Genomic DNA, 20,362 nt, shown 5'->3' with positions numbered 1-20,362 from the left:
GTTGCGTCTGACGTCGCGGTCCCGCCCGCGTCCCTGGCATGTGGGATCGCCGCACGCGCCCTCCAAGGGGAGCGGCAGCAGGCCCCGCCGCACATCCTGCGAAGGGCGGATCACGCTGTCGCGACGCCCTGGCGCCTCCAAGGTTCCGCAGCCGTCCCGCCGCGCCGGTCTGTGCGGCCCGGCGCCGTCTGGCGCGGGCGGACGGAACCGGCTACATCAGGCCGGATCGCGACCGCAGCGGACCGGAAAACAAGACCGCAGCACAGGGGAGACCAGCGATGACAGGGATCGCCTTTCCCACGCCGGATCCAGGCATTCTCGCGCGGCGCGACGATATCGTGAACGGCCTGTCGCGCCTGCTTCCACCCGAGGCGCTCGTGGTGTCCGAGGACGAGCGTCGCGCCTTCGAGACTGATGCCTTCACGGCCTATCGCAGGGTTCCGCTCGCCGTGGCGCTGCCGTCGACGACGGAGCAGGTCTCCGCCGTGCTGCGCTTCTGCCACGAGCAGGGCGTCAAGGTGGTGCCGCGCGGCGCTGGCACCTCGCTGGCCGGCGGGGCAATCCCGCAGGAGGACTCCATCGTCCTCGGCATCGCCAAGATGAACCGCGTCCTCGACGTCAATTTCGGCGACCGCACCATGCGCGTCCAGGCCGGCATCACCAATCTCGGGATCTCGGCCGCGGTCGGCGCCGATGGCTTTTTCTACGCGCCGGATCCCTCGTCGCAGCTGGCCTGCACCATCGCCGGAAACATCGCGATGAATTCGGGCGGCGCCCACTGCCTGAAGTACGGGGTGACCACCAACAATATCCTGGGCGTGCGCATGGTGCTCATCGACGGCACGGTCGTCGAGATCGGCAGCGACGCCATGGACAGCGCGGGCTACGACCTGCTGGCGCTGGTCGTGGGATCGGAAGGCCAACTCGGCGTCGTGACGGAAGCCGTCGTCCGCATCCTGCCGATCGCCGAGGGTGCGCGGCCCGTCCTGTTCGGCTTCAGGACGAGCGAAGAGGCCGGATCCGCGGTCGCCGCCATCATCGGGGCGGGCATCATCCCGGTCGCCATGGAGTTCATGGACAGCCCCGCCGTGGCGATCTGCGAGGCCTTCGCCAAGGCCGGGTATCCGCTGGACTGCGGCGCGCTGCTCATCATCGAAGTGGAGGGCTCCGACGAGGAGATGGACACGACGCTGCGCCGCATCGTCGCCATCGCGCGCGACCACGGCGTCTCGACGATCCGTGAGTCGAAGTCGGCGATGGAGACCGCCGCAATCTGGAAGGGCCGCAAGTCGGCCTTCGGTGCGACCGGCCGCATCGCGGACTACATTTGCATGGATGGCACCATCCCGACCGGACAGCTGCCCTTCGTGCTGCGCCGGATCGACGAGATCGTGAAAGGCTACGGCCTGCGCGTCGCAAACGTGTTCCACGCGGGCGACGGCAACCTGCATCCGCTCGTGATGTACGACGTCAACGATCCCGAGCAGGCCCGCAAGGCCGAGGACGCCGGCAACGACATCCTGAAGCTCTGCGTCGAGGTCGGCGGCTGCCTGACGGGCGAGCACGGCGTCGGGATCGAGAAGCGCGACCTGATGCGCTGCCAGTTCACCGAGGCGGACCTCGCCCAGCAGATGCGCGTGCGCGCCGCCTTCGACCCGCAATGGCTCCTGAACCCCGCGAAGGTGTTCCCGCTCGACGGGCGGACGGCGGCATGACCGACATCGTGCGCCCGGCCGATGAGAAGGACCTCGCCGAGGCCGTCGCGACCGCGGCGGCGGAACGCACGCCGATGCTGGTCGAGGGCTCGGGCAGCAAGTCCGGGATCGGCCGGCCGGTGCAGGCCGGGCGCACGATCTCGACCGCGGCCCTCACCGGGATCACGCTCTACGAACCGACCGAACTCGTCATCGGCGCGCGCGCCGGAACGCCTCTTCGCGAGGTTGTCGACACGCTGGCCGGCAAGGGGCAGGCGCTGACCTTCGAGCCGCTGGACTATCGCACGCTGCTCGGCAGCACCGGCGAACCGACGGTCGGCGGCATGGTGGCCGGCAACCTCTCCGGCCCGCGCCGGGTCGCCGCCGGCGCCTGTCGGGACAGCCTGCTCGGCGTCCGCTTCGCCAATGGCAGGGGCGAGATGGTGAAGTCGGGCGGTCGCGTGATGAAGAACGTCACAGGCCTCGATCTGGCGCGGCTGATGGCGGGATCCTGGGGTACGCTGGGCGTCTTCAGCGAGATCGTCCTAAAGGTCCAGCCCGCCCCCGAAACGACCGTCACCGTGGTGGTGCACGGGCTGCAGGACCCGCAGGCGATCGCTGCCATGGCCGCTGCGCTGGGCTCCCCCTACGAAGTGAGCGGAGCCGCCCACCTGCCCGGCTCCATCGAGCGGGTGCCGAAAACGCTCCTCCGCCTGGAGGGCTTTCGCCAGTCGGTCGACTACCGGGCCGGGGAACTCCGCCGTGTGCTGGCGCCGCACGGACCCACGGACACGATGCCGGGCGAAACCGCGGCGCCGCTTTGGACCGCGATCCGCGACGGCGGCTTCCTGGCCGAGCCTCGCGCCGACGCGGTGTGGCGGGTTTCGGTCGCCGCTTCCCGGGCTCCGGCCGTGATGACCCGGCTCCCGGAGGGCCTCGTCCGCCGGCATCTCTTCGACTGGGGCGGCGGGCTGGTGTGGCTCTCCACTGCGGCGTCAGGGGACGCTGGAGCCGCGGCGCTGCGCACCGCCCTGCGGGGCAGCGGCGGGCACGCCACGCTGGTCCGGGCCCCTGCGGAACTGCGCGCCGCCGTCGACGTCTTCCAGCCGCCGGAGCCCGCATTGGCGGCCCTGCAGGCCGGCGTCAAGGCGAGCCTCGATCCGCACGGCCTGTTCAATCCCGGCCGCATGTACGCCGGACACTGACCTCGAACCGACAGGGATGGCGCCGCCGCGCCACCGGGACCACCCATGCAGACCAACTTCACCGCGGAGCAGCTCAAGGATCCGGCGACAGCGGCGTCGGAGAAGATCCTGCGCACCTGCGTGCATTGCGGCTTCTGCACGGCGACCTGCCCGACCTACCTGCTGCTCGGCGACGAGCTCGACAGCCCGCGTGGGCGCATTTACCTCATCAAGGACATGCTCGAGCATGGCCGCCCGGCGACGCCGCAGGTCGTCAAGCACATCGACCGCTGCCTCTCCTGCCTGTCCTGCATGACGACGTGCCCGTCCGGCGTGCACTACATGCACCTCGTCGATCACGCGCGCAGCTACATCGAGCAGACCTATGACCGGCCGGTCGCGGACAAGGCGATCCGCGCCGTGCTGCGGAACGTCCTGCCCTATCCCAACCGGTTCCGGTTCGCCCTGCTGGGAGCGCTGGCTGGCAAGCCGCTGCGGCCGCTGCTGGCGCGACTTCCCGTCGTGGGCGCGCGCCTCGCGGCGATGCTGTCGCTGGCGCCGGCCCGCCTCCCGGCGCGATCGCACCAGGAGGGCCCACGCGTACTCCCGGCCGAAGGGAAGCGGAAGGCGCGGGTCGCCATGCTGTCGGGCTGCGCGCAGCCCGTGCTCAAGCCGTCGATCAACGAGGCCGCCATCCGCCTGCTCAATCGCCACGGCGTCGAGGTCGTGCTGCCGAAGGGAGAGGGCTGCTGCGGCGCGCTCGTCCATCACATGGGGGCCGAGCACGAGGCCCACGGCCATGCGAAGCGCCTGATCGATGCCTGGATCCGCGAGATCGACGGGGACGGGCTCGACGCCATACTGATCACCGCCTCGGGCTGCGGGACGACGATCAAGGACTACGGCTTCATGTTCCGCGACGATCCCGCCTATGCGGAGAAGGCGAAGCGGGTGTCGGCGCTGGCAAAGGACGTGACAGAGTACCTTTCGGGTCTGGAGCCTCTTCCGGCGATGCGCCGGACGGGCGACGTCGTCGCATACCACTCGGCCTGCTCCATGCAGCACGGGCAACAGATCCGGGAGGAGCCGAAGCGGCTCCTGAAGGGGTCGGGCTTCGTGGTGAAGGACGTGCCGGAGGGCCACATCTGCTGCGGGTCGGCGGGCGTCTACAACATCCTGCAGCCCGAGATCGCCGGGCAGCTGCGCGATCGCAAGGTCGACAACGTCCTGCGCACGCGCCCCGACATCATCGCGACCGGCAATATCGGCTGCATCACCCAGATCGGCCATGGCCTCTCGGGGCGAGGCCAGGCCGTCCCCATCCTGCACACGGTGGAACTGCTCGATTGGGTCACCGGCGGGCCGATGCCAGAGGCACTGTCGGATGCCGGGTTTGCCGAAAGGCCGCTGGAGGCGCAGCCCGCCATCGCTGCGCGGCAGGCGGTTTTCTAGAGAGAAATGGTGGCGACGACGTTGCCCCAGAGCCGGCTGTTCACGGTCACCGGGGCAGCGACCATCTGGCAGGGCTCGATCGCCGCGCCGGCGGGATCGCGCGTCGTCACGAAGACCTGCACGGGCGCCTGGTTTCGGGCAGCGGCGAGCAGCGTCGCCTGGTCGTAGATTCGCCTGTCGCGGGAATGGAGCGCGTTCCAAGCCGCGTCGCGCGGACGCTGGGCCCTGGACAGTTCCGGGAGATGCACGGGCGCATAGGCGTTGCGATCGTAGGCGACGGTTTCGCGGCAGCCCGGTACGGAAAGGCGCAATTCGGCGAGGATGGGCGGCAGGACCGACGCGTACGCCGCTGCCGCCGGCGTTTCGTACTGGAACGGGTCGGTGCCGGGGATCCGGCGATACACGCCGCCGACGAGTTCGTGCAAGGCGACTGCCCCGCTCCCGACGCTTGCCTCGAACCCGGCCGAAATCCGCCGTGCCGCGTCCATCACCGCGTCGATGACGGGGCGGTTGCGAGCATCGGCAGCCGCCATCGCGGCCTCCACGCCAGCAACGAATTCCGCATCGGGTTCGACAAAGGAGAGGTGGTAGCCATTCTCGCCCACCTCCCGCAGGCGGGCGCGGGACACGCCGAGCCCGGTGAGATCCAGGGTGCAGACCGTGCCTTCGGCGAGCTGCCGGTTGGTCGACCATGCGAGGGCACCGCCGCGCGAGATGTCGAGCACGACGACGTCGATCGGCCCGATATTGCCGCCCGGGGTCGGCAGGATCGTGCCGGGTATCCGCACCGGTAGACGGGACTGCACGCGCCGATTGCGGGCTTCGGCGTAGCGCAGCGACGCCGTCGAACGGTCGCCCAGCCGCCGCAGCGCCGGCACCATGGCGCCTGCCGCATGACCCGCAGTGGCGCAGGTTTCCGTTGCCTGGGCGGTCATGTCCGCCATCGACTCGCTCTTCTTCGAGACGACGCTCACGAACTGCAGGCTTTCGAGTGCGCGGGACGCGACATCGCGCGTACCGGCCACCTGCGCGCCCATGGCGTCGCGGACGGAGCCGAGGACCGGCCCGACCCGGTCGAGCAGCTTGGCGATGGCATCCACCGAGGCCGTGCCGTCGCGTGCCAACGACTGCAACTGCACGATCTGCGTGGAGATGTCGCCGGTTGCAGCCTGAACCTGCCCGGCCAGGGCCTTCACTTCTGTGGCGACGACGGCGAAGCCGCGCCCGGAAGCACCCGCACGGGCCGCCTCGATGCTGGCGTTCAGCGCCAGCAGGTTGGTCTGCCGGGCGATGGCACCGATGACCGCGACGACGCCGGCAATGCGGTCCACCGCCCCGCCCAACTCGGAGATGCGCAGGGTGACGTCGCGCGCGAGTTGCTGGGCGTCGTGGACGAAGGCGTCGGTGCCGGAGATATGCTCCTCGATCGCTCCGGTCGTCTGCTGAAGGTTGCGCGTGGTGTCGGCGAGGCCGTTTGCCACCTCGAAAGCATCGCCGGACAGCCGCGACAGTTCGAGGCTGGCGTCGCGGATGGCGTCGACGATCGAGATGGTGGAGGAGACGCTGGCCTGGACGTCGGCCGCGCTATGGCCGACCACCTGCATGGCCAGGGTGAGGTCGTCCTCCAGCTGGGTGATGATCGGCGTCAGGCCGTCCTGCTGCGCCGCCGGCGCAGCGACATCGGCCGGGGCGAGCGCAGTGGGCTGTGGCAACAGTTCGCCGACCGGGGACGAGCCCCGGCCCAGAACCTTCAGCATCCGCGTCAACAGCACCCGGGCCGCCCCCGCACACTACAGGCTTCTGCCGCAAAACGGGCTCTTTGCGTGCCCGCCCGGACAGTTCTACGCTGATCATCGTTAAACCTGTCTTGAAATTGCTTTGCTTAAGCTGAATTTCGCGGACTGAGTTTTTGGTGACGGCAAACGGGAGGATTGCATGACCAACGAGGCTATCACGGCGGCGCGGGCCGCCGAGCTGCTGCACAGGCTTCGCCAGAAGCGCCCGCTTGTCCACAACATCACCAACTATGTCGCCATGGACGTGTCCGCGAACCTGCTGCTGGCGCTCGGCGCCTCTCCGGCCATGGTGCATGCGCTGGACGAGGTCGAGGATTTCCTCGCCATCTCGGATGCGCTGGTCGTCAACGTCGGAACGCTCTCCTCTCCCTGGGTCGGCGCGATGCGGCTGGCTGCCCTGCAGGCGGGTGCGAGTGGCAAGCCCTGGGTGCTGGACCCTGTCGGCTGCGGGGCCACACGCTACCGGACGCAGGCGAGCGTCGATCTCGCCGCGCTGAGGCCGGCGGTGGTTCGCGGCAATGGGAGCGAGATCGCGGCACTGGCGGGCGCAGGCGCGGCCCGCGTGAAGGGTGTCGATTCCTCGGCCGACTCCGGCGATGCGCTCGCACCGGCGCGCAGCCTCGCCGCGGCAACGGGTGCTGCCGTGGCCATCACCGGCGCGACGGACTACGCGACGGACGGCACGCGGACTGTCGCCGTCGAGGGCGGCCACGAGTTGATGCCGCTCGTCACGGCGCTGGGCTGCTCGCTAAGCGCGGTGACCGCTGCTTTCGCCGCGGTTTCCGACGACCGGCTCGAAGCAGCCGTCGCCGCTCTCTCGACCTTCGCCGTGGCCGGCCGCCGGGCCGGCGAGACAGCCGCAGGACCGGCGAGTTTCCGCACGATGTTCCTCGACGCGCTGCACGCCCTGACGCCGGAGGACCTGGCTCGAGACGCGATCATCCGCAGCGTCGCCTGAGCAATATTTCCGTCGTCGCAGAAACGGATTCGACAATTTTTGCTGGTACATCCTGCCTTCCGATACGGAGGGTTTTCATGCAGGACGCGACTGGCACGGCGCAGGTGGACCTCGCCCGCGGGGCTCCGCCCGAAGGGGAACTCCTCACGCCCAGGGCTCTGTCCTTTCTCGACGGCCTTCAGACCGTGCATAATCCGATCCGCCGGATCCTCCTTTCGGCCCGACGGTCGCGGCAGGACCTGATCGACGCCGGAGCCTTCCCGGACTTCTCCGAGGAGACCGCGCATGTGCGCGCCGGCGACTGGACTGTCGCACCTGCGCCCGCAGGACTCCGGCGACGCGTCGTCGAGCTGGCTGCTCCGGCCCGGGCAAGGACGATCCTGGACGGGCTCGGCTCGGGCGCCGACGTTCTCGTCGCCGATTTCGACGACATGCTGTCGCCCACCTGGGACAACCTCGTCGAGGCGCAGCTGGCGCTGTGCGACCGCTGGAGCGCTGCCGGCCTCGCGTCCCACCCCGTGGCCTCGTCGCCCGCCTTGATGGTGCGCCCGCGTGGGCTGCACCTGGAAGACGAGCGCCTGGTCGTCGCGGGCCGTCCTGTCGCTGCCTGCATCTTCGACGCTGGGCTGTACCTGTTCCACAACGCCGCTTCCATCGTGGCGGCCGGGGGTGTTCCGGCACTCTACGTCTCGAAGCTGGAAAGCCGGCGCGAGGCCATGTTCTGGGACGCGCTGCTGGGAGATATTGAAAACCGGCTCGGGCTGGAGCAGGGCACCGTGAAGGTGACCGTCTCGATCGAGACGCTTCCGGCCGCCTTCGAGATGGACGAGATACTGCACGCGATGCGCTCGCGCATTCTCGGCTTGCAGAGCGGCCGCGCCTCGTTCCTGTTCTCCTTCATCAAGCGCCTGCGCGGTCACAAGAGGTTCCTCACCCCTGATCGCTCGTCGATGATGATGGGTGCCAACGTGCTGGCGTCCTATCCGCTCCTGCTCGTCCAGACCTGCCACCGGCGGGGAGCTTTCGCCATCGGCAATCTGGCGGCCATGCTGCCGGTCTCGTCCGACCACCGGGCCAACGACGTGGGGCTCGGAAAGCTTCGTGCCGACAAGGAGCGCGAGGCCTCTGATGGCTACGACGGCACATGGGTCGGTCGTGCGTCGCAGGTGCAGGTGGCGCGGTCGGTCTTCCAGAACCATGGCGTCGTGGACAACCAGCTCGCCGTGCTGCGCGACGACGTCGATGTCATCGCTTCGGACCTGCTGTCGATCCACCCCGGCCGGCGCACCGAGTCCGGACTGCGCGACACCGTGCGGATTGCGCTCGACTACATCGAGGCGTGGCTGCGTGGCGAAGGCGCGCTCGAGCGGCACGGTATGCTGGAGGACGGCGGCTCGGCCGAACTGGCGCGCGCCCAGCTCTGGCAATGGGTGCATCACGGGGCTTTGTTGTCCGATGGGCGGCCCATCACGGCGGATCTCGTACTGGCTACCATCGACGACGAGGTCTCACGGCTGCAGGCCGAGCTCCAGCAGGACTACGCCCGCCGGCGCTTCGCCGATGCTGCTGAAAGGGTGCAGGCCGCGGTGCTGGCGCCCGAGTTCCAGGAGTTCCTCGTCGGCGGTTCAGCCTGAGAGCAACCCTGCCATCCCCGTTCTGCATCAAAGTGTCCAGCAACGGCGACTGGATTTCCGCCACGCTTGACCTATGACAATGACCAGGGACGAACGCGGCCAGCCTCAGGGGGCAATGTCGGTCGCGCCGTGCCCGCTCAGGGGAAGCAACAGGAAGGCATCAACATGCTTCGTACCGTTATTACTTCGGCCCTTGCCGCGGCGTCTTTCGTACTGGTCTCCGCCGCCGGCGCCTCCGCGCAGGACGCCGCGGCCGGCGAGAAGGTCTTCCTTAAGTGCAAGGCTTGCCATCAGATCGGTGAGAACGCGAAAAACGCCGTCGGCCCGGTTCTGAACGGCGTTGTCGGCCGTCACTCCGGCATCTATGCCGGCTACAACTATTCGGAAGCCAACAAGAACTCCGGGCTGACCTGGGACGAGGCCACGCTGAAGGAGTATCTCAAGAACCCGAAGGCCAAGGTGCCCGGCACCAAGATGGTCTTCCCCGGCCTCCCGAATGAAGCCGATATCGACAATGTGATTGCCTACCTCAAGCAGTTCGGCCCGGACGGCAAGAAGTCCTGATCGGCCTCAAAGGCCATCGCCCTGGTGATTGCGGATCCGCCGCACCACCAGGGCCACCGCGACGACGGCGATCGGCACGACGATCGCCGTGGCCAGCCCGGGATCGAAGGGCAGCAGCCCGACATCCTTCAGGCCCTTGAACAGATAGCTCGCCAATCCGACGATGTAGTAGCTGATGGCGGCGACCGAGAGGCCCTCGACCGTCTGCTGCAGCCTGAGCTGGAGACGGGTCCGCTCGTTCATGGCGCTCAGCAGGTCACGGTTCTGCCGCTCGATCTCGACGTCGACGCGCGTACGCAGCAGGTTGGCAGCTCGCGCCAGCTTCTCCGACAGCTTCTGCTGGCGCTCCTCCATGATGGCGCAGGTCCGCATGGCGGGCCCCATGCGGCGGGCGAGAAACTCCGCGATCGTCGGCCAGCCTCCGATGCCGGCCTCGTGGATCGCCGCCAGCCGCTGCTGGACGATGCCGTCATAGGCGCGGCTGGCCCCGAACCTGTAGCCGGATGACGCGGCCTCCGCCTCCAGCGCCGCGGCGAGCGCGGTGAGTTCGTCGAGCAGCTTGTGGTCGGCGTCCAGCCCGGTCTTGCCGGTCATGGCGTTGGCGATGCGGGTCAGCGCATCCTCGATTCCCTTGACCTTGGGCCCAAGCGACTGCGCCTCGGGCAGGCCGAGCAGGGCCAGCGTGCGGTAGGTCTCGATCTCGAGCAGACGCTGCGCGACCGCGCCCGCCTGGGCCGGCCCCAGCCCCCGGTCGACCACGAGGATGCGGACGAATCCGTCCGCGTCGGCATGGAAGTCCGTGGCAGAAATGGCGGCGCCGCCTTCGACCTCGGACATTGCGAGGCTGGCGGGGTCGAAGAGATGCGGGATCCGTTCGGGCGTCACCGCATCCGACGCAGCGATGAGGTGAAGGTCGGCGGCCGACAGCAGCGGCCCGGGCTGAGGCAGCGAGGCCATGATCGACGCGGGTGTCCGCGCCGGCGGGGAAAACGGGATCGCCGTCCCGGCGAACTCCCAGGTGTAGGTGGTGAACTCGGTATGCTGCTCCCATCGCAGGGAGACGCCAGGCAGGTCGGCACGGTGATGACGGGCCCCCTCCGGCGGCGGCGGCACGGCACGCGCGGCACAGAAGGCAGCCAGCGCGGCCCGGTCCGCGGCGGCCCGGTCACCGCCCAGCATGAAGGCGAAATGCACCAGCCGCCGCGGCGTCGGGAGCGGATGGAACGGCCGGGCATGCACTTCCGCCAACACGGCATCGCGCTGCGGGTGGGGTGCGAGATTGAGGATGGGCTCCATGCGGCGGGCAGTGTGCCGCCTCGGGCGAAGCTGTACAATGACGGCGCTGCAGCTCTCCCCGGAAAATGCCGCGTGCACGCAAGCCATGCGCCGTGCGGCCGCATCGCGCACTGGCCCTCGAAGCCGCGAGGCTGTAACTCTTGCGACCGCGATTTTTCCGCCGGAGATGGAATTCATGCAGGGTGATGCGTCCGAACGGCCCGTGCGACCGCGCGTGGGGCTGTTCGTCACCTGCCTCGTCGACCTGATGCGCCCCTCCGTCGGCTTCGCCGCGGTCAAGCTGCTGGAGGATGCCGGCTGCACTGTCGAGGTGCCCGTGCAGACCTGCTGCGGCCAGCCGGCCTTCAACTCCGGCGACCGTGCAACCAGCAGGGATCTGGCCGAGGCGGTGATCACCGCGTTCGCGCCGTTCGACTACGTCGTCGCCCCCTCAGGCTCGTGCGCGGGGATGATCAGGCGGCACTATCCCGAGCTCTTCCACGACGACCCCAACCTCGCCCGCCGGGCCGACGTGCTGGCGCAGAAGACGTGGGAGCTGACGAGCTTCCTGGTCGAGGTGATGGGCGTCACGGGGGTCACCGCCCGCTATGACGGCGTGGCGACCTACCACGACTCCTGCTCGGGCCTGCGCGAACTCGGCGTCAAGAGCCAGCCGCGCATGCTGCTGACCAGCGTGGAGGGTCTGACCCTCACCGAGATGAAGGACAGCGAGGTGTGCTGCGGCTTCGGCGGCACCTTCGCGGTGAAGTACAGCGAGATCTCGGACGCCATCGTCGGCAAGAAGACCGAGACCATCGTGGCGACGGAAGCGCCGACCCTGCTCGCGGGCGACCTCGGCTGCCTGATGAACATGGCGGGCAAGCTCTCCCGCGAGGGGCGCGACGTTAAGGTCCGCCACGTGGCTGAGGTTCTCGCCGGCATGACAGACGAACCGCCCATCGGCCTGCCGAAGGATCAGGGCCGGTGAGCACCACCAGCCGGACACCCTGTTCTCCGTTGTCATCCCCGGCGCGCCGCAGGCGCGGGAAGGGGATCCAGGGGATCGGGCAAGCTGCCCTGGCTCCCCTTCCCCTCCGCGGCTCCGCCGCTCCGGCCGGGGATGACAAGGGAAAGCCAGCCAATCGTTCGAACCGTGCTTTCCCCCGGATCAGCCCATGACCGCGCATCCCACCTCGCCGCAGTTCAAGGAAAATGCCCACCAGGCGCTGCGCGACCCGCAGCTGCAGAAGGCGCTCGGCAACGTCCGGCAGGGCTTCATCGACAAGCGCGCCGCCGCAGTGCTGCGCATGCCCGAGTTCGAGGCGCTGCGGGACAGCGCGCGCGACATCAAGAACCACGCCCTCGAGAACCTCGACCTCTATCTCGAGCGCTACGAAGAGGCCGTGACGAAGGCCGGCGGCAAGGTCCATTGGGCCCGAACGGCCGAGGAAGGGCGCAAGATCATTCTCGACCTGTGCAGGGCGGCGGGCGCGAAGACCGTCACCAAGGGCAAGTCCATGATCTCGGAGGAGATGGGTCTGAACCAGGCGTTCGAGGCCGCCGGGATCAGGCCGGTCGAGACCGATCTCGGCGAGTACATCATCCAGCTGCGCAACGAAGCGCCCTCGCACATCATCGCGCCGGCCGTCCACGTCAATGCGACGCAGGTTGAAAGCGACTTCCGCCGCGTCCACACGCATCTCGACAAGGACCGCGACCTCTCCGAGCCGGTGAAGCTGCTCACCGAGGCCCGGGGCGTGCTGCGCGACCGCTTCCTCGCCGCGGACGTCGGCATCACCGGGGCGAACTTCCTGATCGCGGAAACGGGCACGTCGGTCATCGTCACCAACGAAGGCAATGGCGACCTGACGCAAATTCTGCCCCGCATCCACATCGTCATCGCCTCCATCGAGAAGGTGGTGCCGACGCTGGAGGACGCGACGCAGATCCTGCGCGTTCTGGCGCGCTCGGCCACCGGCCAGGAGATGAGCGTCTACACCACCTTCTCCACGGGCCCCCGCCGGCCGGAAGATCCGGACGGGCCTGAGGAGTACCACGTGGTCATGCTGGACAATGGCCGCTCGGCCATGCTCGGCACCGAGTTTCAGGACATGCTGCGCTGCATCCGCTGCGGCGCCTGCATGAACCACTGCCCCGTGTACCACGCGGTCGGGGGCCATGCTTATGGCTGGGTCTATCCCGGCCCGATGGGCGCCGTGCTGACTCCCACGCTCATCGGCGTCGACAAGGCCGGCCACCTGCCGAACGCCTCGACCTTCTGCGGGCGCTGCGAAAGCGTGTGCCCCGTGCGCATTCCCCTGCCCAAGCTGATGCGCCACTGGCGCGAGCGTGAGTTCGAGCGCCACCTCACCCCCGCCACAGTGCGCTCAGGTCTGTCGCTCTGGGGTTATTTCGCCAGGCGCCCCTCGCTCTATCGCTTTGCAACCGGGGTCGCCATTCGCGGTCTCGCCTGGTTGGGGCGGAACAAGGGCCGCTTCGCGTCCCTGCCGGGCGCGGGCGGCTGGACGCAGTACCGCGACTTCCCCGCGCCGCAGGGCGCCACCTTCCAGCAGCAGTGGAAGCAGCGGCGCACCCGCCGCTGACGTCGCCAGAATCACCATCGAACGCGAGCCGCCATGAGCGCCCGGGACGAAATCCTCTCCACCATCCGCCGCTCGCTCGGTGTCACCGGCCGCGAGGCGCCGCGCCGAACGGCGGTCGAGGAGCGCATCGCGAGCGCGCCGGCAGGGCTGGTGCCCGAACGCGCGAAGGTCGACGGCTCCGAGCGGCTCGCGCTTTTCCGCGCGCAGGCGGAAGCAAGCCTCGCAACCGTTGCGGAGGTCGCGGACGCCAAGGACGTGCCGGAGGCGGTCGCTGAGTATCTGCGCCTCGCCAACCTGCCCGCTCGGCTGCGCCGCGGAGACGACCCCCGTCTCAACGCCATGCCGTGGGCCGAGACGATGCTCGACGTCTCGACGGGCCGCAGCGACGGAGGCGACCTCGTCGCCGTCACGCACGCCTTCGGGGCGGCTGCGGAAACCGGGACCGTGGTCACCGTCTCGGGGCCCGACAACCCGACGACGCTGAACTTCCTGCCGGACTACTCGATCCTGGTCGTCTCCGCGCGCGACATCGCCGGCGACTATGAGGGCGTGTGGGCCCGCCTGCGGGAGCGCTTCGGCAAGGGCGAGATGCCGCGAACCGTGAACTGGGTCACGGGGCCCTCGCGTTCCGGCGACATTGAGCAAACGCTGCTGCTCGGCGCGCATGGCCCGCGCAGCGTGCACGTTCTGGTTGTTCGGGACGACCGACCCTGACTCGAAGCTGCAAGCTGCTTCGCTTCACTGGAGCTTTGCCGCAGATTCGCCCGGTTCCGGTCGTGCTTGGTTAACCATTCGGCGGGAGCATGGGGTGTGTCCCAGTCTCGCCCCCTCCTGACGCACCTGCGTCCTGCCTTCGTCCGCGGCCTCGCCGTGCTCCTTCTGTCGGGTAGCGTTCCCGCGCTGGGGCAGGAGGCCGCGCCGGCGTCGACGATCCTTTCGCCGGCACGCACCGCGGAGACGGCGGGCTCGTCGCAAGGCTACGCGCCGCCGGCCGTTCCGGCTGGGCCGGCGCCCCAAGAGTCGGCTGCTGCCCTGCCGGCGCCCGCCGTGCCCCCGAAGGTGGTCGCGAAGAAGCCGCCTGCCCCTGCCCCGTTGCCGGAGCCGAAGATCTCGCAGGACCCGCGGCCAAGCTACCATGCCGGCAGCGCCGGAATGATCCAGCACGCCGCGGCCGTTTATGCCGGCATTGTCGTGCGCGGCGGCTGGCCGTCCCTCCCGTCGGTCACGCTGAAGCCCGGCGTATCGGACATGGCCGTCATCACGCTTCGCGAGCGGCTCGCGGCGGAGGGAGAGGATGGCGGCGACATCGGCAACCCCGTCTACGACCCCGCGCTCGTGGCGGCGGTGAAGCGGACGCAGGACCGCTATGGCCTGCCTGCGACCGGGCTCGTCGGTCCGGCGACGGTGAATGCGCTGAACGTGCCCGCCGAGGTGCGCCAGCGGTCGCTGGCGGCGTCAGCTCAGCGGCTGTCGGAAACCGCGTTCGGCTTCGGGCCGCGGCACGTGGTGGTGAACATCCCTTCGGCGGCCGTCGAGGCTGTCGACAACGGCGTCGTCACGCGCCGATACGTCGCCATCGCGGGCGACCCCAAGCACCCCTCCCCGACCGTCGAGGCGAGGATCGGTGCCGTAAATTTCAATCCGACATGGACCGTGCCGGTCTCGATCATCAAGAAGGAACTGATCCCGAAGATGCGGCTGGATCCGGGATACCTGGCGAAGTCGCAGATCCGGATGCTCGACGCGACCGGCGCCGTGGTGGATCCCGCAGCCATCGACTGGTCGACGGAGAAGGCGGTCAACTACACGTTCCGCCAGGATTCCGGGAGCGCCAACGCGCTTGGTGCGGTGCGCATCGCCATGCCGAACAGCCAGTCGGTCTACATGCACGACACGCCGTCGAAGCGGCTTTTCGGCAAGGACTTCCGCTTCCTGTCGCATGGCTGCGTGCGCGTCGCGGGCGTTCTGGACCTCGCGACCTGGCTGCTGCAGCCGCAGGGCTGGACACGTGTGCAGGTCGACGCCGCCGTTGCCTCGCCGGAACGGGAGGACGTGCGCCTGCCCCAGCCGGTGCCGGTCGCCTGGGTCTACCTGACGGGATTCGTGACCGGGGACGGCGTCGTCCATTTCCGTGACGACGTCTACGGTCTCGATACGGCCCCGCAGCCGGAGCCGGACATCGCGACGGCGACGATCGCGCCGTCGCAGGACGCGCAGAGACTGCGCTGACGTCGCCAGGCGGGCGGCGCCCCGAAGCACAGCCCTGTCGGCGTGATCAGGCGCTGCGGCGCAGCGTCCGGTCGAGCGCCTTGCGAACGGGCTCGGTCGATTCGGTGGCGGTGCGCTGGGCAATGCCGGTGAGGGTCTTGGCTTGGCTGCTCATCGTCTCGAATTGGCGGCGGGCGTGGCTGGCCTGGATCTCGATCGCCTCGGACATGCTGCGCACTCCGGTGAGGGCACGCAGGAAGCCCAGCGTTGCGTCCGTGTTGGCCTGGATGGCGTCGAGCAGCGTCTTCGAGAAGTCCTGCACGCCGCGCGCGGCGGCCTGGGTGCTCGTCTCGAAGCCGGCCGAGAGAGCCTCGGCGGACTCCTTGAGCGTCGCATAGCCTTCACGGGCCTGGTTCAGGCCGGTGCTGGCCATTCCGGTGATGGCCTGGGGCAGCACTTCGCCCACGGCGGCGGGCTTCGACCAGGCGGCGAGAGCAGGCCGGGGAGCGGTGACGGCGGGGCTGGGGGTCGGCGTCGCGACCGGGGCAGCCGCAACTGGGGCAGCCGCGACCGGCGCCTTTGCGACAGGCGCCGGAATTGACGGCTTCGCGGCGGCAGGAGCCTTGGCGGCGGGGGCAGCCGCTACAGGCGCCGGAGCGGCAGGCGCTGGCTTCGGCGCGGCCGGAACCTGGGACAGGATGGGCGCGACCGGCTTCGCGGCGACAGGCCGCGTGGCCGTTGCGGGCTTGGTTTCCGCCAGTTTCGCCGCGAGAGGCTTCGCCGCTGCCTTCTTGTCCGCGATCTTCTGCGGCCCCGTCTTCTTTGCGTCGACGGTCTTCGACAGGGCAGCAGGTGCAGCGGCCGGAATAGAAGCAGGGGCCACGACGGGCGCAGCCTTGGCGACTGCCGGCTTGGCGGCCGACGCCTTCAGGGCCACGGCGCGCGGCGGCTTGGCTGCGACCGCGGGCTTCACGGCGGGCTTGTTGGAAACGGACGGCGCCGGGGCGGCCGGCTTCATCGTGTCGGTGGGCATGCTTCACCTCTCGTCGTCGCGGCCCGCGAAAGGTTCCGGCGCGCCAGGATTCGGGCCGCTCCGGGGCATAGGGCCCCGGGATTCCTGTGCGGGCGAGGCCGCAACACGGCCTCTTCCGATTGCGTCACTTCGGCTTGGTCAGGTCCGAGGTCGCCTTCTCCACGTCGGCGGCGGCCTTCTTGAAGGTGGCCTGCGCCTCCTCGGAAACCTTCTGCACGGACGCCTGGACGCTATGGCCGAAGTCCTGCGCCTGCGACTGCAGGGCGGAGACCTGTGAGCGCATGTAGTCGGCCTGGTGCTGCAGGATCTCCTGCACGTCCCTGGAGCGCACGATCTTCTGCGCGAGGTCGAAAGCGGCGCTGATGTTCTGCTCGGCGAAGCCGATGGCCTTGCTGGCCATGTCCTTGCTGTTCGCCTGCATCGCGGTGCTCTGCGTCTCCGCAGCGGCGACGGCCTTGTTGGCGGCTCCCAGGAAGCCGTCGAACGCCTTGCGGGCCTGTTCGACGCTCTTCTCAGCGAAATCGCGGACCTCGGTCGGGAGTTCGTACGGAAGCTTGTTCTGGTTCATGATCGCCGTCCTCATGGGAACCGCGGGGCCACAGACGCCACGGTGCGGTTCCTGGACCTGTGGCGGAATTTATTGCGCTGCACAATATTGATGCGCTGCACAAACGTCAAGCGACGGACGCGCCATTAAGACTAACACGAAAGGCCGCTGTGGGCTGCCTCCCCAGCATGGACCTGAGACGGTCCGAGCCTTTATATTAAATCTTTGTTAGGGCTTCCGACGAAAAGGGGGCGCCGAAGCGCCGGGAGCGTAAGTGTCGAACAGCGCCGATAGCGACATCCTGCGGCCGAACGACGAACGGGCATCGCGCGAACTCCGCCAGGAGCTCGAATCGCTGGCGGGCCGCGGCGCGGCCGTGCTCGTCATCTCGGCAGACGGTACGCAGGTTCTGTGGAGCACGCCAGCCGGTGCGCACCTTTTCGGCGCCCGCTCGGCGCAGGACATCGAATCGCGCCCTCTCGATCCCCGGCTGATCCCGGTGGGCCGCCTCGCGGAGCTCGCACAGCGGGACGCACCGTCCGCCGGGGCCCGGCTGGAACGCGTCCGTATTCATGCCGGCCGGCGCTCTGAGGCGGTGACGCTTTCCTGCCGGCGCGCGGTCCTGCCAGGCGGCGAACCGGTCCTGGTCGCCGTCGGCTTCGGCGCCAGGGCCGTGCCCGGCCGCCTGGACGACGGCTTCCGGGCCCTGCCGGATCTGCTGATTGGCGAACCCGAGGGCCTCGGCGACGGCTCGCCGGCAGCGGATGCCGACGCGGCCACGCCGGATGATTCGCCGGATGCCACACCCGAGCCGGTGACGCTCGAGAGCCTGCGGGCACGCAACGGCAGCCGCCCCGTGTTGCGCTTCGTGTGGCAGACGGACAAGGACGGATGCATCGTCTCGACCTCGCCTGAGCTGGCGGCCGTCCTCGGCGATCCGCTCGGACCACTGCCTGGAACCTCGTTCGACGCCCTGCTCCGGCAGGGGATCGGAGACCCCGTCGGGTCGCTCGCGGCGGCCCTTGCGGACCACAAGACTTTCACGGGGATCGAGTTGGCCTGGCCAGTGGATGGCGCGGCCTTCCGCGTGCCGGTGGCCCTGTCGGGTGTGCCCGGCTTCGATGCCCAGCGCGCCTTCACGGGCTTCCGCGGCTTCGGGGTGTGCCGGCTCGACCGCGAACTGCCGCCGGCCGAGCACGCCGCCCTACCGGAAGCCGACCGGCCCACCGAACTCGAAGCCGACGAAGCCGAGGCGGAGAGGGCAGCGCTGGCCGAGGACGGGCCGTCGAGCGATGAACGTGCCTCGTCCGGGACTGCGGAGCTGGAACCCCTCGCCGAAGTCGCGGGCTCGGTTCCCGAGGTCGCATCGGGTTCCGGGCAAGCCACGGAAAGCCTTTCAGGTGCTCCCGTCCGGCAAGCGAGCCCCGAGGCCGCAAACGATTCCGAGCCCAGTGAAGCGAACGATCATGGCGCCGGCGGAGAAACCGACACTGCCGTGCCGCTGCCCGAGCCGGGCACGGTCGTTTCGTTCGGCGAGGTGCGGGTGAACGGCCGGCCGCAGCCGCCCGGTGCCAAGGTCGTGCATCTGCACGGGCCGCCTCTGGTCGAGGCGCCGGCGCTGAGCAGGAGCGAGCGCCACGCCTTCCGCGAAATTGCGCGCGCGCTGGGTGCCAGGATCGAGGGCCAGGAGGACGACGCGGCCATCGCCCCCTCACCTGCCGCGACCGGCGCCGTGCCGGAGGAAATCCTCCCACCGCCGGCAGCTTTGCCCGACCCCGAGCCGGAACCTGTCCAGGCCGAGGTTGCGCCCGAACCGGATGAGCTTGCGCCGGAAGAGGACCTTCCCGAGCCCGCGCCTGTCGCCGTGGCCTCTGATCTCTCGCGTCACGCCGACCTGCTGTTCGACCGGCTTCCGCTGGGTATTCTGGTCAGCCGCGGCGCGGTTCCCATCGTCATGAACCGGCCGCTGCTCGACCTGCTCGGCTACGACACGATCGACGCGTTCTTTGAGGATGGCGGGTTGCAGCGCCTGTTCCGCGGGCGTCCCCCCGAGCCTGCCGAAGGCGAGCCGGGGGATGGTGCGTCGGTGTCGCTCGAGACGAGCGACGGGTCTTCCGTGCTGGTCGAGACGCGGCTGCAGACGATCGTGTGGGATGGCCTGCCGGCCACGATGATGTCCTTCCGCCGGTCTCCAGAACCGGACGCCAATCCGCGCCTGCGGGCGGCGGAGATGGACCTTGCCAGGCGCGAGAACGACGCGCGCGAGTTGCGGGCCATGCTCGACACGGCGACCGACGGCGTCGTGACGATCGACGAAGCTGGCCGCATCCTCTCGGTCAACCGTTCGGGCGAGGCTCTCTTCGGCTACGACCAGCGGGAAGTCGCCGGCGAGGCCTTCATCTCGCTCTTAGCTCCCGACAGTCATGCCACGGCGCTCGACTACCTCGAGGGGCTGCGCAGCAACGGCGTCGCCAGCATCATGAACGACGGGCGCGAGGTGATCGGCCGGGTGCGCCAGGGCGGGCGCATCCCGCTGTTCATGACGCTCGGCTCCATCTCGGAGGCGCCCGACCGGAAGTTCTGCGCCGTGCTGCGCGACCTCACGCCGTGGAAGAAGGCGGAGACCGAACTGGTCGAGGCCCGCAAGGCGGCCGAAGAGGCGAGCGCCCAGAAGTCGGACTTCCTGGCCAAGATCAGCCACGAGATCCGCACGCCGCTCTCCGCCATCATCGGCTTTGCCGAGGTGATGATCGAGGAGCGCTTCGGGCCGATCGGCAACGAGCGCTATCTCGAGTACCTGCGCGACATCCACGCGTCCGGCGGGCACGTCATCAGCCTCGTCAACGACCTGCTGGATCTCTCCAAGATCGAGGCCGGCCGCTTCGACCTCACTTTCGTCAGTGTCGACCTGAACGAAATCGTGTCGCGGTCTGTCGCGATCATGCAACCGCAGGCGGGCACGGGGAAGGTCGTGGTCCGCACGGCCTTGGCCCCGCGCCTGCCGAGGGTTGTGGCCGATGAGCGCTCGCTGCGGCAGATCGTTCTGAACCTGCTTTCGAACGCCATCAAGTTCACGGATCCCGGTGGACAGGTCATCGTCTCGACCGCCTTCACCGATGCGGGCGAGGTGGTGGTGCGCGTGCGCGACACCGGGATCGGGATGAACGACAAGGATATCGAGACCGCGTTGGAGCCGTTCCGCCAGGTGGCGACGACTCGCCGGTCCGGTGGCACCGGCCTCGGCCTGCCGCTGACGAAGGCGCTGATCGAGGCAAACCGGGCTGCGCTCGTCATCCGCAGCGCGCGGGAGGCCGGTACTCTCGTCGAGGTCACCTTCCCGACGACGCGCGTTCTCGCCGAGTAGAGCAGCAATCTCGCGCGGTTCCGTCCGTCACAATGATCCGCGTCATGTCG

The 20,362-nt window shown here is 69.2% G+C and carries 15 protein-coding genes; 11 read left to right on the top strand and 4 right to left on the bottom strand.

The annotated features are described in order from the left end of the window. The first annotated feature begins 278 nt into the window (after positions 1-278). The 3 genes from AC5JCN_RS24100 to glcF are packed head-to-tail and all read left to right on the top strand — an operon-like array spanning position 279 to position 4,330. On the top strand, positions 279-1,715 hold the full coding sequence (locus AC5JCN_RS24100; protein WP_495757629.1) for an FAD-linked oxidase C-terminal domain-containing protein: 1,437 nt from the start codon (positions 279-281) through the stop codon (positions 1,713-1,715). Next, positions 1,712-2,899 (top strand): glycolate oxidase subunit GlcE, encoded by a 1,188-nt coding sequence (glcE, locus tag AC5JCN_RS24095; RefSeq protein ID WP_495757628.1) that lies wholly within the window; start codon positions 1,712-1,714, stop codon positions 2,897-2,899. The genes AC5JCN_RS24100 and glcE overlap by 4 nt, the downstream gene beginning before the upstream one ends. Before the next feature lie 45 nt (positions 2,900-2,944). Then, positions 2,945-4,330 (top strand): glycolate oxidase subunit GlcF, encoded by a 1,386-nt coding sequence (glcF, locus tag AC5JCN_RS24090; RefSeq protein WP_495757627.1) that lies wholly within the window; start codon positions 2,945-2,947, stop codon positions 4,328-4,330. On the opposite strand, the gene AC5JCN_RS24085 is transcribed toward glcF, so the two are convergent. Further along, positions 4,327-6,087 (bottom strand): methyl-accepting chemotaxis protein, encoded by a 1,761-nt coding sequence (locus AC5JCN_RS24085; protein WP_495757626.1) that lies wholly within the window; start codon positions 6,085-6,087, stop codon positions 4,327-4,329. The genes glcF and AC5JCN_RS24085 overlap by 4 nt on opposite strands. 178 nt (positions 6,088-6,265) lie before the next feature. On the opposite strand from AC5JCN_RS24085, the gene thiM reads away from it, so the two are divergent. The 3 genes from thiM (at position 6,266) to AC5JCN_RS24070 (ending at position 9,282) form a co-directional block, all read left to right on the top strand. Beyond that, on the top strand, positions 6,266-7,084 hold the full coding sequence (gene thiM / locus AC5JCN_RS24080; protein WP_495757625.1) for a hydroxyethylthiazole kinase: 819 nt from the start codon (positions 6,266-6,268) through the stop codon (positions 7,082-7,084). A gap of 77 nt (positions 7,085-7,161) precedes the next feature. Further along, positions 7,162-8,718: a malate synthase gene (locus AC5JCN_RS24075; protein WP_495757624.1), complete on the top strand. Its 1,557-nt coding sequence runs from the start codon at positions 7,162-7,164 to the stop codon at positions 8,716-8,718. A gap of 165 nt (positions 8,719-8,883) precedes the next feature. Beyond that, positions 8,884-9,282, top strand: a complete 399-nt coding sequence (locus AC5JCN_RS24070; RefSeq protein WP_495757710.1) for a c-type cytochrome — start codon at positions 8,884-8,886, stop codon at positions 9,280-9,282. A 6-nt stretch (positions 9,283-9,288) separates the two neighbouring features. On the opposite strand, the gene AC5JCN_RS24065 is transcribed toward AC5JCN_RS24070, so the two are convergent. Continuing rightward, positions 9,289-10,578 (bottom strand): DUF3422 family protein, encoded by a 1,290-nt coding sequence (locus AC5JCN_RS24065; protein WP_495757623.1) that lies wholly within the window; start codon positions 10,576-10,578, stop codon positions 9,289-9,291. Positions 10,579-10,753: 175 nt separating this feature from the next. Here AC5JCN_RS24065 and AC5JCN_RS24060 point away from each other — a divergent pair, with 175 nt between their 5' ends. The 4 genes from AC5JCN_RS24060 to AC5JCN_RS24045 all read left to right on the top strand — a co-directional run bounded on the left by AC5JCN_RS24060 (position 10,754) and on the right by AC5JCN_RS24045 (position 15,389). After that, complete coding sequence (locus AC5JCN_RS24060) at positions 10,754-11,545, top strand: (Fe-S)-binding protein (protein ID WP_495757622.1); 792 nt, start codon at positions 10,754-10,756, stop codon at positions 11,543-11,545. A gap of 187 nt (positions 11,546-11,732) precedes the next feature. Further along, the gene (locus AC5JCN_RS24055) at positions 11,733-13,160 is read left to right on the top strand and encodes a LutB/LldF family L-lactate oxidation iron-sulfur protein (protein WP_495757621.1); all 1,428 of its coding nucleotides are present in this window, start codon (positions 11,733-11,735) and stop codon (positions 13,158-13,160) included. A gap of 33 nt (positions 13,161-13,193) precedes the next feature. Next, the gene (locus tag AC5JCN_RS24050) at positions 13,194-13,874 is read left to right on the top strand and encodes a LutC/YkgG family protein (RefSeq protein WP_495757620.1); all 681 of its coding nucleotides are present in this window, start codon (positions 13,194-13,196) and stop codon (positions 13,872-13,874) included. A gap of 96 nt (positions 13,875-13,970) precedes the next feature. Beyond that, positions 13,971-15,389, top strand: a complete 1,419-nt coding sequence (locus AC5JCN_RS24045) for a L,D-transpeptidase family protein (protein ID WP_495757619.1) — start codon at positions 13,971-13,973, stop codon at positions 15,387-15,389. Positions 15,390-15,435: 46 nt separating this feature from the next. On the opposite strand, the gene AC5JCN_RS24040 is transcribed toward AC5JCN_RS24045, so the two are convergent. Both AC5JCN_RS24040 and AC5JCN_RS24035 read right to left on the bottom strand, forming a co-directional pair. Next, positions 15,436-16,401: a phasin family protein gene (locus AC5JCN_RS24040; RefSeq protein WP_495757618.1), complete on the bottom strand. Its 966-nt coding sequence runs from the start codon at positions 16,399-16,401 to the stop codon at positions 15,436-15,438. A 124-nt stretch (positions 16,402-16,525) separates the two neighbouring features. Next, complete coding sequence (locus AC5JCN_RS24035) at positions 16,526-16,969, bottom strand: phasin (RefSeq protein ID WP_495757617.1); 444 nt, start codon at positions 16,967-16,969, stop codon at positions 16,526-16,528. A 253-nt stretch (positions 16,970-17,222) separates the two neighbouring features. Here AC5JCN_RS24035 and AC5JCN_RS24030 point away from each other — a divergent pair, with 253 nt between their 5' ends. Next, entirely contained in the window at positions 17,223-20,312 is a 3,090-nt protein-coding gene (locus tag AC5JCN_RS24030; protein WP_495757616.1) for a PAS domain-containing sensor histidine kinase, read from the top strand. The last annotated feature ends 50 nt before the right edge of the window (positions 20,313-20,362 follow it).

This window comes from Alsobacter sp., assembly GCF_059501845.1.
Note: the sequence above shows the minus strand (reverse complement) of the source record. Positions and strands in the feature narration are given on the sequence as shown.